This is a genomic window from Flavobacterium esculini (genome assembly GCF_048284325.1).
Classification (GTDB): Bacteria; Bacteroidota; Bacteroidia; order Flavobacteriales; family Flavobacteriaceae; genus Flavobacterium.
This window is the reverse complement of sequence record NZ_JBLVPI010000006.1, coordinates 15,117-31,207: the sequence shown is the minus strand read 5'-3', so window position 1 is coordinate 31,207 and position 16,091 is coordinate 15,117. Positions and strand designations below refer to the sequence as shown.

Genomic DNA, 16,091 nt, shown 5'->3' with positions numbered 1-16,091 from the left:
GTATTTAAACAAATCTAATTCTAAAATCCATGTCTTTCTAAAAGAAAAAACTTACACTAAAAAACAAATTAAAAAAAACAAATTCACACTACACAATAAAGTCGTTCATATGTCATATTTATCCGTTATCTAACCGCTTTACAGACTCCTATAAATTCAGACTTCCTGAAAATAAATCTCAAAAATATGAGCAGATTAATTTTAATCTTATTTTTATCACAATTTTGAATTTAGAAAAATGGAATTCGAAATGGAATTTGAAAAAAATAAAACCTTCCTTAGTTCTATGTAGAATGACTTGGGGAAACATGAAAAACCCGAACGGCATGTTGGTTTTGATTACAAAACTTTAAATGGCTTTTTTGTATCAGGAATAGAACTCAACCAAATTTTTAAAAGTGTGGAATTAAGTGGATTTTACCGATACGTTCCCAATCAACTTATCTAATTCAAGGACAATATTGTTGCAAAAACAGATTAGCACTTAAAAAAACGCAAGATTTTATTGACTTTAGTTAACTATCTTCATGGTTTTATAATCAATACCGATGGCGTATTATTGAGCCAAATGCTGTGAGAATCCAGCAATTTTTTCCAACTTTCTAAACTAATGATCATCAAATCCTGGTACTCTAAAAATTCTTTTTTAATCGTTCTTTCCTGCATCATCATAATGTGATTGGGCGCTATTTGTTCTATGGAACGAATTCCTTCTTGGATTTTCCGATTGTTTCTAATGTGACCCACCGCATCCAAAACCGTAATTTGAGAACCATTATTGTGAATCAGTTTTTGGGCAAATTCAATCAAAAAGGCATCTTCATCACTAAAAATAGGCATGAAAACCTGATTGATTTCATCTAATTCTTTATCCACAAGAATTCCAACTGACATTTTGCTTTTGGCGATAATTTGCCTTGTTCTTTCATCAAAAGGAGAGTTTTCAAACAAGCCTTCTTTTCCAGTAAATTTATCAATCAAGCGATCCGGATTGATGATTCTTGTCGTAAAACCAAGCACTTTACCCAGTAATGTTCCTTCAAAAATAGATTGCCCCAAACCTACTAATAACAAATCATATTCGCCTTGATTAGCCGTGTCCGTTATATCTGAATCAATATCATTTGATGCCTTAAAAAGGGTAATGATTTTTTGATTTAAATTTTCAGATTCTGAAACAACCGGTAGAAACATTTCTCGTTCATAATCTTTCACATCAAAGGAGTGCAACTCTGAACTCAAGGATAAATGCATTGCGGTAACAACAGTATTCCCACTTTGTTTTTTGACCAAACTATTAGCCACTTTCAACAATTTTTTTCCTTTTTCGGGTGTGGCAAAAGAAATCAGGACTTTATATTTACTTTTATTGCTAATTTCTTCTGGGATGACACTGCCTTTGGTCTTGAAAATATAATTAATTAAATCCAAAGCCGGACCGGTCATAAAAGTGGTTGCCAGTGCCATAATAACCATCATGGTAAAAATTTGAGTGGACAAAACACCTAAATCATAGCCAATATTCAATACAACCAATTCCATTAAACCTCTTGTATTCATTAAGGTACCAATAGACAGACTATCTTTCCAGCTATGGCCTACGAACTTTGCTGCAAGGGCACTACCAAAAAACTTACCGACCACTGCAACCAAAATAATCAAGCCCGTAATTTTCCATAAATAAGGATCGTCGATTAATCCTATTTGGGTTCTTAAACCCGTAAAAACGAAGAATAAAGGAAGTAAGATTACAACAGAAACATCTTCTACTTTTTCGATAAAAATAGTCCGGAATTTACTGTTTTCCGGCATAATTGCCCCAGCCAAAAATGCCCCGAACAAAGCGTGAATTCCTATTAACTCTGACGCATAAGAAGACAATAATAAAGTCAAAAAGAAAATAGCCACAACGGGTTTATTCATACTTTCTTTTGTAGCATTCAAATCCCCAACTCTTTTTAGGAAAGGCCTAACCAATTTTAGCATCACAATTACATAAAATACCGCCAATGCAATAACATATAACGAACTGGTAAACGAACCTGCTTTTACAATAGCAATTACGGCTGCCAGAATGCACCATGCCGTGATATCATCGGCAGCGGCACAGGTAATTACAATGGCGCCTAATTTAGTTTTATGAATTCCACGTTCCCGAACGATACCCGCCAAAACTGGAAATGCAGTAATACTCATGGCAATTCCCAGAAACAAACCAAAAGAAAGGAATTCAACACCTGGAGGTGCAAAAGAATGATATATAAAATAAGCAAGCCCCAATCCTAAAGTAAATGGAATAATAATACTGGCGTGACTAATAACAACAGCGTCATGGGCTTTATTTTTAAGCACTTTTAAATCCAATTCCATTCCAATAACAAACATGAAAAGAATTAATCCAATTTGGCTCAAAAACTGCAAGTTGCCTAACGAATCTTTCGGAAACAGCATTGCCGAAAATTCAGGAAAATACATCCCGATTAAAGAGGGACCTAAAACAATCCCTGCTATCATTTCCCCTATTACTGTTGGCTGCCCAATTCTTCTGCAAACCCATCCAAAAAATCGAGCTACCAAAATAATAGTGACGATTTGCGCCAGAAGAATGGCTAGAGGATGCTGCAAATTGTGGTTCATCGATGTTAAGAAATCAGTCCAATGTCCTTTTTCTATTTGGTGACGAACAATATTTTGTCCTATTTCCAACGTTTTCCCTTTTAGGACAATCCAATACATCAAAGCAGAAAATCCGCCTATAATTATCAGATAAAAAAATGAATTTTTAAAACTTCTCATGCAACCTGTTTTTAAATTATCAATGTTTTGCGATGCAAATATGGGAAGTGATTTTTGAGGAATAAAGGGAAACACAAGGTAATTTCCTTCGAATGTAACAAGATTGGAAAACTTTGTAATAAGTTAGATTTTCACTTTTATTAAAAAATCAGAACGATAGGTTTCGCTCAAGATTAATGTGGTGAATTTTCCGTTTTGTTCCGGATGGTTCAGCGTAATTTCATTGTGATTGAAAAATTTAACCGTCCTCATCGCAATAATCTCCTTTTTGTTCACTCTACAAAAATCCGTCTCAGGAAGCTGGCTTAAAAGAGAATCAAAATTAATATTTTTTAAAATCAAGGAGCTCCCATCAGCAAGAAAAACTTCCTTATCTCTACTATCACTCCCCGCAGTTCTAATGTATTGAATCTGATGAAAATACAACAATGCCTTCCCTTTATCAGTATTCAAATGAATGACTTTTTTAGTAATCGAAGGTTTATTGAACCGCTCCAAAGCCTTTGCGACTGCTTTTTGCAAACGCTCTTTCGTAACCGGTTTTGTGATATAATCAACTGCATCAATATCAAATGCTTCGGCAGCGTAGTTTTTGTAGGCAGTGGTAAAAATGACTAATTTATTCTGCAGTAAACTCGCAAGAGTCAAACCATCCATTCCTGGCATTTCAATATCTGAAATACACAAATCAAAATCGAGTTTTGGAATTTCTGCCAGTAATTTTTCGGGATTGTTGAATGCCTTTACGATTTCTAATTCCGGAATTTGCTCACAAAGCATTTTCAGGTACGTCAATCCAGGCAATTCATCGTCCAGCAGCAAGCATTTGAGTTTTGTATTCAAGAAGATTGATTTTTAAGTGCGCGATATAAATGTCATTTTCGACAAATTTATCCAGTTTGAACTGATTTTTGTATATAATTTTTAACCTTTGTTCCAATGTCGTTGCTCCAATACCGCTTCGTTCTTTTTTCAAGGTCTTTTTGTCTGAAATTTTATTCGAAACGGTCAAATAGAAACAATTGTCTTTGAATTCAAATAACACCGAAATAAAAGCATCAGCACTCTGCAAATCAGCATGTTTAAACGCATTTTCTATTAAATCTATCGAAATTAAAGGTGCTAAAAGTCGTTGTTCATAAAGCATTTCGCCTTCATTGATTTTAGTTTTTACTTTCAATTCAAAAAGCGGACTCACTTTAATTTTATTGATTTCTATTAGATTCAGTGCAAACTCAATTTCTTCTTTTGAAGAAACAAACTTTTTTTGGCTTTCATATAAAATGTAATCCAGCACATTCGCTAATTTATCCAACGCAAAATAGGTTTGATAAGCATGCGACTGAATTGAATTGAGAATATTTTTAAAAAGATGGGGATTAAGCTTGGACTCTAATGTTTCCAACTGTAAATTATTCACTTTCATTTCCAGTAAATGAAACTTTTCCTCAACACTTTCTTTTGCTTTTCCTGATTGGATTAATCGATAGATAAGATAGCAAAGCGCAATTATAAGTATCAGAATAATCGCCAGAAACATATAAATCATTCCATTATTTTCTTGAATTTGATTCATATTTTATGTTTAAAATACTTTAGAAAGTAAAATCATTTTCCCATTTAATGGCTCGACACGAATTTCAGCCCAATAATCGAGGCTATTAAAGTAGTGATAAAGAAAACCCTCCAAAAATCAGCTGGTTCTTTAAAAATAAAAATCCCAACCAGAACAGTCCCCACTGCTCCTATTCCTGTCCAAACCGCATAAGCAGTTCCTATTGGTAATGTTTGCGTGGCTTTATAAAGTAACACCATACTAATGGTTAAACAAACTAAAAACCCACCCAACCATAGTGTAGCGGTAACTCCTGAACTTTCTTTGGCTTTGCCTAAACAGGTTGCAAAACCCACTTCAAAAAGACCACCAATAATTAATAAAATCCAGTTCATCTTTAGTGTTTTAGAATCAAAACTGACGGAACCCCTCTCAGCCACACACTTCTTGAATCCACAAGCGTTTTCCAATTTTCATGACTAATCACCATTAAGTCTTCGTTTGACAAAAACTCCTCTTCAAGAATCTTGTCTCGCATCAAAGTGATATTTTTAGGATATTTTTGTTCCAAAGAATTTATGGCGCTCTTAATCACAAAATTGGAATCGATATGGCCATTTACATCCAAAATCACTATTTTAGAATTGTTATTATAAATTAATTTCTGGGCGTAATCCAACAAAAACGAATCTTCAGAACTAAAAATCGGAAGAAAAACTTCGTCCACTTTTTGCAAATCCTTATCAATCAAAATCCCAATAGGCATCTTGGTTTTAGAAATAATTTGCCTGGTTCTTTCATCAAAGGGGGAATTTTCAAACAATCCCTCTTTTCCGGTAAACTTGTCAATCAATCGGTCCGGATTGATTATTCTTGTGGTAAAACCAATTACTTTTCCAAGGATTGTGCCTTCAAAAATTGATTTTCCTAAACCTATAAGTAACAAATCGTAATCTCCTTGATTCGCAATATCAGCAATATCCGTTTCAATATCAATCGTCGCTTTAAAAATAGTGGTGATTTCCTGTTTTAGTATTTGAGATTCTTCAACAATTGGAATAAAACTATTTTTCTCTTTATCCTCCATATTAAACTGGTGCATTTCATCACTCAAAGACAAATGCATAACTGTAATAGTGGACGTTTCTTTTGTTTTCTTTACTAAACTATTGGCCAATCGTAAAAGTGATTTTCCTTTTTCATTATTACCAAACGAAATTAATATTCGGAATTTATTATGGTTTGCTTCTTCTTCAGCGTCAACACCATCTCTAGTTTTAAAGATATAATTGATTAAGTCCAAAGCCGGCCCCGTCATAAAAGTAGTGACCAACGCCATGATTACCATCATTGTAAACACTTCGGGAGTCAACACTTTAAGCTCTAATCCAATGTTCAGCACGATTAATTCCATCAATCCTCTGGTATTCATCAAAGCACCAATGGTTAAACTGTCTCTCCAACTCTGACCTACAAATTTAGCAGCTAAAGCGCTCCCTAAAAACTTCCCGACTACCGCAACCAGAATAATAAATCCCGTCACTTTCCATAAATAAGGATCATTAAGAAGTCCGATCTCCGTTTTTAAACCTGTAAAAACAAAAAACAAAGGCAATAAAAGTATCAAGGCTACATCCTCGACTTTCTCAATAAATATAGATCTGAATTTTGGAACATCCGGCATAATAGCTCCTGCCATAAAAGCCCCAAAAAGTGCATGAATACCAATAACTTCAGTTGCATATGATGAAAGTATCAGAACCAGAAAAAAGATGGCTACAACCGGTTTTACTATACTGTCCTTAGTTCCATATAAATCCCCTATTCTTTTCAAAAAAGGTTTTACAATAAAAATCATCAATAGAACATATATTATAGCCAGTGAAATGATATATAATGAACTAACGAATGTACCCGCTTTTACTATCGCAATTACCACCGCCAAAATACACCAAGCAGTAATATCATCAGCAGCAGCGCAGGTAATAACAATCGCGCCCAACCTAGTTTTATGGATTCCTCTTTCCTGAACGATTCGCGCCAAGACAGGGAAAGCAGTTATACTCATCGCAATTCCCATGAACAAACTAAAGGAAAGAAATTTTACGCCTTCGGGAGCAAATCTATTGTAAACAAAGTAAGCTAACCCAATCCCCAGTGCAAAAGGAATAACTATACTGGCATGACTAATTACAACGGCTTCATTAGCTTTATTTTTTAATACTTTCAAATCGAGTTCCATGCCTATGACAAACATGAAAAGTATCAATCCTATTTGGCTTAAAAACTTTAAATTCCCTAACGATTCCACCGGAAACAATGTAGCTGAAAATTCAGGAAAATACATCCCTAATAAAGAGGGACCTAAAACAATACCGGCTATAATCTCCCCTATAACTGAGGGTTGCCCAATTTTTTTAAAAACCCAGCCAAAAAAACGGGCTACAAGTATTATCGTTATAATTTGGGCTAAAAGTATCGCTAAAGGATCTTGAAAACTATGTTGCATAGAAGCTATAAAATCATTCCAAGAACCATTCTCACTTGTAGCACCGGTAATTTTTTTACTTCCTTCTAAATGTTTTCCTTTTTTAATAATCCAATACATTAAAGCAGTGAAACCACCGGTTACACCGAAATAAAATAATGCATTTTTGTAGTTTTTCATATTTATTTTTATGTGAACTTACTCCTCTTTTAAAAATGCAAAGATGAGAAAACCAAATATATAATTTATATCTCATAAATTATATTAATGTAAAATAAAAAACAAAGGATTATCCCTGTAACAATAGAAAAAGTTTGCTTTAAACTTTATGATTTATAACGGTTTTCATTACATTTGCATGCATTTTTAAAACAGCTATGAAAAAGAAAATAACAGTAGGATTTTGGGAATTAATCGCCCGAATTGTACTTAAAAATAGAATCGTAATCCTAGGAATTATTCTTGCCCTAACCGTTTTTCTGGCATTGCAATGGAAAAACCTGGGTATGACATATACCGAAGCCAATTTACTTCCTAAAAAACACACTGTAAATCAACAATATGAAGATTTTTTAAACAAGTTCGGTGAAGAAGGTAATTTGATTGTTATCGGTTTCAAAGACAACACTTTTTTCACTCCAAAAGCTTTTGCTGCCTGGAATGAATTGATGACTGGTTTAAAAAATTCCAAAGAAGTAGAACTAGTCGTTTCTTTGAATGATTTAAAAAAATTACAAAAAAACGAAGCAGAAGAAAAATTTGAATTGGTGCCGCTTATCGACCAAACCCAAACTGTAAACCCAGGATATTTACAGAAAATAAAAAACGAACTCTTTAACAGCCTCCCTTTTTACGAAGGATTATTATTCAATAAACAATCGGGAAGCATTCGTTCAGCGGTTTATTTAAACAAGAAAATTGTCAATACGGCAGGAAGAAAGACTTTCATCATTGACAATCTGGTTCCAAAAATCGATAAATTCGAGAAAACAACCGGAATCGATCTTCGTGTTTCGGGAATGCCTTACATCCGAACGATAAATGCAGAGAACATGAAAGGCGAAATTGGTCTTTTCATTGGTGCAGCTTTGTTCATTACTTCCTTAATATTCTTTTTATTCTTCCGTTCGTTTCGAGCGACATTTATATCCATTTGTATTTTGCTTTTTGGAGTGATGTGGTCTTTTGGGACATTGGGATTATTCCATTACAAAATCACGATTTTAACGGCTATTATTCCGCCATTGATTATTGTTATTGGGATTACAAACTGTATTTTCCTGATTAATAAATACCAACAGGAAATAAAACTGCATAATAATCAAGCCAAAGCCTTACAACGTGTAATTTCCAAAATTGGTGTTGCTACGCTGATGACGAATTTAACAACAGCTGCCGGTTTTGCCACATTTATGATTACGGGTAACGACTTACTTTTTGAATTTGGATTGGTGACTTCCATCAACGTTATCTCCGTATACCTGTTGACGCTGGTTGTTGTGCCAATTTTTTATAGTTTTATGCCTTTACCAAAGGAAAAACACCTGTATCACTTGAGCAAAACTTACATTTCAACGTTGTTGGATTGGGTGGAGAACATTGTAAAATACAAACGAAAAACGATTTATATCATCTACGCTTTACTACTTTTATTTAGCGTAATTGGGGTTTCACAAATGAAAGTTTCGGGAAGTTTGATTGGTGAAATGCCAAAAAGCGCCTCTTTCTTTAAAGACATTGTTTTCTTCGAAAAGGAATTCAACGGCGTTATGCCATTGGAAATCATGATTAACACCAAACGTAAAAAAGGGGTTATGAAGTTGTCCACGATGAAAAAAATGGATGAACTGCAAGAAACCATTGCTACCATTCCAGAATTATCAAAACCTATTTCTATTGTAAATTTGGTTAAATATTCCAAGCAAGCGTATTACAACGGCAATCCGGAATATTACGAGTTACCTACTTCGCAAGAACAGGCTTTCATCCTTTCGTATGCCAAAAATGCCACTAAAAATACCAAAGAAAACTTAATGAAAAGTTATGTGGATTCTACGGGACAATATGCCCGAATCACCACTTTCATGAAAGATATTGGAACCGTGGAAATGGCAAGAGTGGAACATCAGTTGCGTCAAAAAATCGACAAAGTTTTCCCAAAAGAACGTTACGAAGTGACACTTACCGGAAAAGCATTGGTTTTCCAAAAAGGAACTTCTTACTTAATTGATAACCTTATTGAATCCTTGATTTTCGCCATTTTCTTGATAGCGCTATTAATGGCCTATTTATTCAGATCGGGAAAAATGGTAATGGCGTCCGTAATTACTAATGTTTTGCCGCTTTGCATCACCTCCGGATTGATGGGGTATTTTGGGATTCCGTTGAAGCCATCGACGATATTGGTTTTCAGTATTGCTTTTGGGATTTCGGTGGATAATGCGATTCAGTTTATGGCAAAATACCGCCACGATTTACTGCAAAACAACGGAAAAGTCAAAAAATCAGTATTCAGTGCGTTGAGAGAAACCGGAATTAGTACGTTCTATACTTCGGTGGTATTGATTCTTGGATTTGCGACTTTCACACTTTCGAGCTTTAGCGGTACCATTGCGCTTGGCGGTTTGATTTCTTGTACGCTGTTGTTTGCCATGTTTGCTAACTTATTGGTTTTACCGGCATTGGTATTGACTTTTGAAAAGAAAAAAGCCAAAAAAGAAGACCTTGTAGAAGTCGAATTAGTGAATTAGTTTTTTTATTTGGAGCTATTTCCCGCTTTACACTCTATCTTTTCTTGTCTCAAAAAAGAGACAAGAAAAGGATGCCGTTTCAATCAGGGCTAGGGAATTGTGGTAACTTATAATCGATTTAGTCAATTCGCACTTTTATCCTGCACCGTTTTTTTTAACCTTGTAGGTCTTGAAATTCATTATTATAATACCTAAAAGGTTAAAAAAAACGGTGCAGGATATCCCTCAAAAATATTTCTTGAAACTCCAAATCTATCCATTCGTTTAGCCCCGATAGCAGCGGCATCCTTTGTGTTTTTTATTTAAAAACACAAAGATATAGCGGATAGCGGGAGATTGCTTCAGAAATTCGCAATGACAGCCAGATTACCCTATTTCTCGCAATGACTTTTAAAACAAATCCTTTATATTTGCACTTCGGTTACAAGACAATTTTCAATATCAATTATATACTTAAAATGAGACACACAAAAGTTAAAGACTTACTAAACAGTACCACGACGCTTCATGAAGTTAATGCAAAAGGATGGGTGAGAACTTTTAGAAACAATCAATTTATCGCGTTGAACGATGGTTCAACTATCAATAATATACAATGTGTTGTCGATTTTGAGAATACTCCAGACGAGACTTTAAAGAGAATTACTACTGGCGCAGCGATTTCTGTAACTGGAACTTTGGTAGAAAGTAAAGGCGCTGGGCAACAATTTGAAATTCAGGTGGCAAAACTGGAAATCCTTGGAGATTCGGATGCTGAGAAGTTCCCGATACAACCTAAAAACAAACCGAGCTTGGATTTCTTGCGTGAAAATGCACATTTAAGAGTTCGTACCAATATGTTTGGTGCGATTATGAGAGTGCGTTCCGTACTATCATATGCAGTTCACAGTTATTTTCAAGAGAAAGGTTTTGTGTATGTGAATACGCCAATCATCACGGGATCGGATGCTGAAGGTGCCGGTGAAATGTTCAAAGTTACCGCTTTGCCATTTGACGGAACGCCAAGAACTGAAGACGGGAAAGTGAATTACAAGGAAGATTTCTTCGGGAAAGAAACGAATCTTACGGTTTCGGGACAATTGGAAGGAGAGACTTTTGCTATGGCTTTGGGTCAGATTTATACTTTTGGACCCACCTTTAGAGCCGAAAACTCGAATACTTCGCGTCACCTTGCGGAATTTTGGATGATTGAGCCAGAAGTGGCTTTCAATGATTTAAATGACAACATGGATTTGGCCGAAGATTTTATTCAGTATGTAATCAAATATACGATGGACAAATGTCCGGAGGATTTGAAATTCCTTGAAGGAAGATTATTGGATGAAGAGAAATCTAAACCGGTTGCCGAGAGAAGCGAAATGGCTTTGCTTGACAAATTAAACTTTGTTTTGGAAAACAATTTCAAACGTGTTTCGTACACGGAAGCAATTGATATTTTAAGAGATTGTACACCAAATAAAAAGAAAAAATTCAACTATATCATCAACGAATGGGGTGCTGATTTACAAAGTGAACACGAACGTTATTTGGTGGAGAAACACTTTAAATGTCCGGTGATCTTGTTTGATTATCCAGCAAATATAAAAGCATTTTACATGCGTTTGAACGAGGACGGAAAAACAGTTCGCGCCATGGATATCCTTTTCCCTGGAATTGGAGAAATCGTAGGTGGTTCTCAAAGAGAAGAACGTTTTGACGTTTTGGTAGAAAAAATGAAAGCATTAGGAATTGACGAAGAAGAATTGTGGTGGTATCTTGATACACGTCGATTTGGTTCAGCAGTTCACTCTGGTTTTGGACTTGGATTCGAACGTTTGGTATTGTTTGTAACCGGAATGACGAACATTCGTGACGTAATTCCTTTTCCAAGAACGCCAATGAATGCGGAATTCTAAAAAGGTTTATTCGGTTAATCGTTTATTTGTTTAACCGATCATCCCGAATAAACGATTAAACAAATAAACGATTAAACTTAATGCTAAAGCAATTCTTAAATTTAAAATTATCTCAGAAATTATCTCCTCAACAAATCCAGTTGATGAAGTTAATTCAATTGCCTACGCAAGCTTTCGAACAACGTTTATTGGAAGAAATGAACGAAAATCCAGCGCTGGAAACTGGAAAAGAAGAAGAGGATTATGAGAAAGATGAGTTCGAGAACGAAGATTATGACGATTATGATGATGCTGAATCGGAGCGAATTGATGCCGAAGACATTAACATAGACGAATATTTAAGCAACGACGAAACACCGGATTATAAAACACAAGCCAACAATTATAGTGATGATGACGATGATCGCGAAACGCCTTTTGCGGCTCCTGTAAGTTTTCACCAGGATTTAATCAATCAGTTGAATACGTTCATCTTGAATGATGAAGAGCGTGAAATTGCCGAATTTCTGGTAGGAAGTATCGATGACATGGGTTATATCCGTCGTAGCGTTCCTGATATGGTGGACGATATGGCATTTACCCAAGGAATTTACACCGATGAGAAAATGGTGGAAAAAATGTTGCAGGTTATTCATGAGCTAGAACCTTCGGGCGTGGGAGCACGAGATTTACAGGAATGTTTATTGTTGCAATTGAAGCATAAAACACCTACGGAATACGTGGAATTAGCCACGGATATTATCGAAAATCAGTTTGATGCGTTTACCAAAAAACATTACGATAAATTAATTCAAAAATACAATGTTTCGAATGAGCAGCTTAAAAAAGCCATTCACGAAATAGAAAAACTGAATCCAAAACCAGGTGGCTCTTTTACGGGAAATAATAAAGTTACTGAAAACGTAGTTCCTGATTTTGCCATCAGAATTGTGGACGGTGAACTGGAATTGACCTTAAATGGACGAAATGCTCCTTCCCTGCATGTTTCTAAAGATTATCAGGAAATGATGCAAACCTACAAGGATTCCCGTGATAAATCAGCGCAGCAAAAAGATGCGGTACAGTTTATCAAACAAAAACTGGATTCGGCTAAATGGTTTATCGATGCGATACGCCAACGCCAAGAAACGCTTTTTGTAACCATGAATGCCATTATGCATTATCAGGAGGAATATTTCCTTGACGGTGATGAAACCAAATTGAAACCCATGATTCTAAAAGACATTGCCGATATGGTAGGTCTTGATATTTCGACCGTTTCTCGTGTGGCCAATAGTAAATATGTAGAAACGCCTTATGGCACCAAACTGATAAAGGAATTCTTTTCGGAATCGATGAAAAATGATCAAGGGGAAGATGTTTCTACGCTTGAAATCAAGAAAATTCTTCAGAATACTATTGAGGAAGAAGACAAGAAAAAACCACTTCCGGACGATCAACTAGCCGAAATCCTTAAAGAGAAGGGCTATCCAATTGCAAGAAGAACGATTGCTAAATACAGGGAACAACTCGATATTCCGGTAGCGAGAATGAGGAAGAAAATGTAATCTGGGATTTAAAATACTAAAAGGGGAAACTTGTTTCAAAACAAGTTTCCCCTTTTTTTTATGAGAAAAATTTACTGTTTCACAATATGTTAAATATCATTAGAAGTGGGTATTGTTTAGGGAGTTGAAAAAATTGAACTTGCAGAGTGGGAGTTTGAAAAAAACATCATCTTAAAAAATCGTATTTTGTCGATTTTAAATGACTAAAAACAAAACAATTATACCATCCTGATTTGGAGAGTGATATTTATGAATTAGACTTCAGTTTAAAGAACATCCTAACTTTAATAATAACCATATATGAAGATTGTAAATTTTACATTAGAAAATTTTAGAGGTTACAGAAAACCAATAACCATTTCATTTAACGACTTAACAGTTTTAATTGGAAAAAATGATATCGGTAAATCTACAATTTTAGAAGGTTTAGATATATTTTTTGAAAATAGAAAATTAGATTCCGATGATGTAAATCTCGAAGCTAAAAAGAACAAAGATGCTGTTAAACTTACAGTTGTATTTTCAAGTCTTCCAAGTGAGATTAATCTTGATGCCGGTGCTAAAACAAATCTAAAAGATGAATTTTTACTTAATCCTGAATTGCTTCTAGAAATTAAAAAAGATTTCTCAACTGTATCAAAACCTAAAACCTTCATTGTCTGCAATCATCCATCTAACATAGACGCAAACGACTTACATACTTTAAAAATTAAAGAGCTACAAAGCAGAGCAAAGCATTTGAACGTTGCTGGTGATTTTAAAGCAAGTGTAAAAAATGAAATACGAAAAGCAATCTGGGATAATCTTGGGGTAGCATTAACTTTAAATAAAACTGAATTAGAAATTAGCGAAGAAGGAGTCAAGGACATCTGGGACAAAATATCTCCAGAACTTCCTTTATTTGCTCTTTTTCAATCTGACAGAAAAAATGATGAAAAAGACAAAGAGATCCAAGATCCTTTAAAATTTGCAGCTGAACAAGCTTTTAAAAAACATTTAGTAGCATTAAATAAAATAAAAGAAGAAGTTGAAAAAGAAGTTGCTGAAATCGCGAACTTGACAATTGAGAAATTAAAGGAAATGAATGAAGAAGTTGCTAAGCAACTTTCTCCTCAATTTCCAAAAGAATTAAAATGGCATACACTTTTCACTCCAACTCTAACAAGTGATGACATACCAATGAATAAACGTGGAAGTGGAGTAAGAAGACTTTTATTGATCAATTTTTTTAGAGCGGAAGCAGAAAGGAAAAAAAAGGAAAAAAATATTCCAAATGTAATTTATGCAATTGAAGAACCTGAAACTTCTCAACATCCTGACTGGCAAATCAAACTTATCGATGCTTTAAAAGAGCTTGCAGAAAATGGAACTGCGCAAATAATAGCAACAACTCATAGTCCATCATTGGGTAGTTTAATTCCTATTGAAAATCTAAGATTTATTTACAGAGATGGAGCTGAAAATAAAATTGAGGTTGGAAGCGACAGTAACTTAGAAATTATTGCTAAGACATTAGGTGTTTTACCTTCTCTTGAAAAACAACCTGAACAGGTAAAAGTTTTTTTATGTCTAGAAGGTCCCAGCGATATAGCTTTTTTCAACAATATAGCACCATTATTCGGAGTTGATTTAATAAACGACAATCGAATTGTTGCAATCAGTTTAGGTGGTGGGACTTTAGGACATTGGGTTACAAATAATTATCTAAAAAAGCTAAATAAGCAAGAAGTACATATTTATGACAAAGACGAAGATCTAAAATATAAAGAATTTGTTGATGAAGTAAACAATAGAGGATTAGAACATTATGCTGTCCTTACCAAAAAAAGAGAACTTGAAAACTACTTTCATGAAAGTATTGTAATTCCAAGTTTCCAAATAAATGATGGTTTTCCAATAACAATAGTAATTGATGATGAATCAGATATTTCTACATCTATTGCAAAATTAAGGCATCAGCAAAGAAGTCCATTAAAAGTATGGGAAGAGCAGGGAAAACATTATCGAGATAAATGCTCAGGACATGTAAAAAAGCATTTGAATTCAAATACTTCCTCTCAAATGACAATTGCTCTACTCCAACAGAGAAATGCTTATGATGAAGTTAATCATTGGTTTGAAGAAATTAAGAAACGATTAAACTAACAAACCAAATTTACTAACCTTACCCTTAAAACCCTGTATGATATTGTAGAAAAAGGTTTAGGTGGAAAAGTAAAAATTCAGATTGAACTATAGTCATATCACAAGGAAATTAAAAAAACCCTTTCGGAGTTCTAAACTTCGAAAGGGTTTGTCGTTTCAATACTTTTATATTCCAATCCAGTTTTGGCTCCCTCTCCTTTGGAGAGTCCCGAAGCTTCGGGAAGAGAGAGGATTTACTTATCCTGATCTTTCCGCATCGCATGATAATATGCGGCACGGCTCAACGGTTCATATTCTTCGGTTTCGCCTAACATGACAAGTTTGTCATTATCAGTTTTGCGGAAACTATAATTAGCCAGATTTCCGGTGCGGGTGCATACGGCGTGAACTTTGGTGACATATTCGGCAGTCGCCATCAATGCAGGCATCGGACCAAAAGGATTTCCCTTGAAATCCATATCCAATCCGGCAACAATTACTCGGATTCCCTGGTTTGCCAAATCATTACAAATCTTGACAATTTCGTCATCAAAAAACTGCGCTTCGTCAATACCCACCACATCACAACCTTGCGCTAAAATAGCAATATTTGCGGCCGCAGGAACGGGCGTAGAACGGATTTCGTTAGCATCATGCGAAACTACCCTATCGTCATGATAGCGTGTATCAATTTCTGGTTTGAAAATCTCCACTTTTTGTTTGGCAAATTGCGCTCTTTTCAGACGACGGATGAGTTCCTCGGTTTTACCCGAAAACATGGAGCCACAAATGACTTCAATCCAACCAAATTGTTCTTTATGATTTACTGTATTTTCGAGAAACATTTTGTATTTTTCTGACTTAAAAAATGAATAGTTTTTATTACTTTGTAACGGATAAAACCGACTTAAAAATTTTATACTTTTACGTCGTTTC

Annotated in this window: 10 protein-coding genes and 1 pseudogene; 5 read left to right on the top strand and 6 right to left on the bottom strand. The window is 34.9% G+C overall.

Features of this window, described 5'->3' with window-relative positions:
- Positions 1-525 precede the first annotated feature (525 nt).
- From ACNQGG_RS06935 to ACNQGG_RS06915, 5 genes are all read right to left on the bottom strand, one after another.
- Positions 526-2,796 carry a cation:proton antiporter gene (locus tag ACNQGG_RS06935; protein ID WP_417962474.1) on the bottom strand — a complete coding sequence of 757 codons (2,271 nt, stop codon included), beginning with the start codon at positions 2,794-2,796 and terminating at the stop codon, positions 526-528.
- Between the two features lie 123 nt (positions 2,797-2,919).
- On the bottom strand, positions 2,920-3,639 hold the full coding sequence (locus tag ACNQGG_RS06930) for a LytR/AlgR family response regulator transcription factor (protein ID WP_417962472.1): 720 nt from the start codon (positions 3,637-3,639) through the stop codon (positions 2,920-2,922).
- Complete coding sequence (locus ACNQGG_RS06925; RefSeq protein ID WP_417962707.1) at positions 3,602-4,345, bottom strand: sensor histidine kinase; 744 nt, start codon at positions 4,343-4,345, stop codon at positions 3,602-3,604. Before ACNQGG_RS06925 ends, ACNQGG_RS06930 begins: the two co-directional genes overlap by 38 nt.
- A 71-nt stretch (positions 4,346-4,416) precedes the next feature.
- A complete protein-coding gene (locus ACNQGG_RS06920; protein ID WP_417962470.1) occupies positions 4,417-4,746 on the bottom strand; it encodes a DMT family transporter in 330 nt (109 codons plus the stop codon).
- A gap of 2 nt (positions 4,747-4,748) precedes the next feature.
- Positions 4,749-7,019: a cation:proton antiporter domain-containing protein gene (locus ACNQGG_RS06915; protein ID WP_416856046.1), complete on the bottom strand. Its 2,271-nt coding sequence runs from the start codon at positions 7,017-7,019 to the stop codon at positions 4,749-4,751.
- A gap of 197 nt (positions 7,020-7,216) precedes the next feature.
- On the opposite strand from ACNQGG_RS06915, the gene ACNQGG_RS06910 reads away from it, so the two are divergent.
- The 5 genes and pseudogenes from ACNQGG_RS06910 to ACNQGG_RS06890 form a co-directional block, all read left to right on the top strand.
- Positions 7,217-9,589 carry an efflux RND transporter permease subunit gene (locus tag ACNQGG_RS06910; RefSeq protein ID WP_417962468.1) on the top strand — a complete coding sequence of 791 codons (2,373 nt, stop codon included), beginning with the start codon at positions 7,217-7,219 and terminating at the stop codon, positions 9,587-9,589.
- A 458-nt stretch (positions 9,590-10,047) separates the two neighbouring features.
- Positions 10,048-11,484: an asparagine--tRNA ligase gene (gene asnS / locus ACNQGG_RS06905; RefSeq protein ID WP_416835862.1), complete on the top strand. Its 1,437-nt coding sequence runs from the start codon at positions 10,048-10,050 to the stop codon at positions 11,482-11,484.
- An 80-nt stretch (positions 11,485-11,564) separates the two neighbouring features.
- Positions 11,565-13,031, top strand: a complete 1,467-nt coding sequence (gene rpoN / locus ACNQGG_RS06900) for an RNA polymerase factor sigma-54 (RefSeq protein ID WP_417962466.1) — start codon at positions 11,565-11,567, stop codon at positions 13,029-13,031.
- A 300-nt stretch (positions 13,032-13,331) separates the two neighbouring features.
- Positions 13,332-15,176 carry an ATP-binding protein gene (locus ACNQGG_RS06895; RefSeq protein WP_417962464.1) on the top strand — a complete coding sequence of 615 codons (1,845 nt, stop codon included), beginning with the start codon at positions 13,332-13,334 and terminating at the stop codon, positions 15,174-15,176.
- Between the two features lie 12 nt (positions 15,177-15,188).
- Positions 15,189-15,269, top strand: a pseudogene (locus tag ACNQGG_RS06890) (transcriptional regulator); the annotation flags it as partial.
- 140 nt (positions 15,270-15,409) lie between these two features.
- On the opposite strand, the gene ACNQGG_RS06885 reads toward ACNQGG_RS06890, so the two are convergent.
- Complete coding sequence (locus tag ACNQGG_RS06885) at positions 15,410-16,000, bottom strand: thymidine kinase (protein WP_417962462.1); 591 nt, start codon at positions 15,998-16,000, stop codon at positions 15,410-15,412.
- Between the last annotated feature and the right edge of the window lie 91 nt (positions 16,001-16,091).

Bases quoted from the DNA above. Each gene is read 5' to 3' on its own strand.
- ACNQGG_RS06935 (WP_417962474.1), bottom strand. From the start codon at position 2,796: ATGAGAAGTTTTAAAAATTCATTTTTTTATCTGATAATTATAGGCGGA.
- ACNQGG_RS06915 (WP_416856046.1), bottom strand. From the start codon at position 7,019: ATGAAAAACTACAAAAATGCATTATTTTATTTCGGTGTAACCGGTGGT.
- rpoN (WP_417962466.1), top strand. From the start codon at position 11,565: ATGCTAAAGCAATTCTTAAATTTAAAATTATCTCAGAAATTATCTCCT.
- asnS (WP_416835862.1), top strand. From the start codon at position 10,048: ATGAGACACACAAAAGTTAAAGACTTACTAAACAGTACCACGACGCTT.
- ACNQGG_RS06885 (WP_417962462.1), bottom strand. From the start codon at position 16,000: ATGTTTCTCGAAAATACAGTAAATCATAAAGAACAATTTGGTTGGATT.
- ACNQGG_RS06895 (WP_417962464.1), top strand. From the start codon at position 13,332: ATGAAGATTGTAAATTTTACATTAGAAAATTTTAGAGGTTACAGAAAA.
- ACNQGG_RS06910 (WP_417962468.1), top strand. From the start codon at position 7,217: ATGAAAAAGAAAATAACAGTAGGATTTTGGGAATTAATCGCCCGAATT.
- ACNQGG_RS06920 (WP_417962470.1), bottom strand. From the start codon at position 4,746: ATGAACTGGATTTTATTAATTATTGGTGGTCTTTTTGAAGTGGGTTTT.
- ACNQGG_RS06925 (WP_417962707.1), bottom strand. From the start codon at position 4,345: ATGATTTATATGTTTCTGGCGATTATTCTGATACTTATAATTGCGCTT.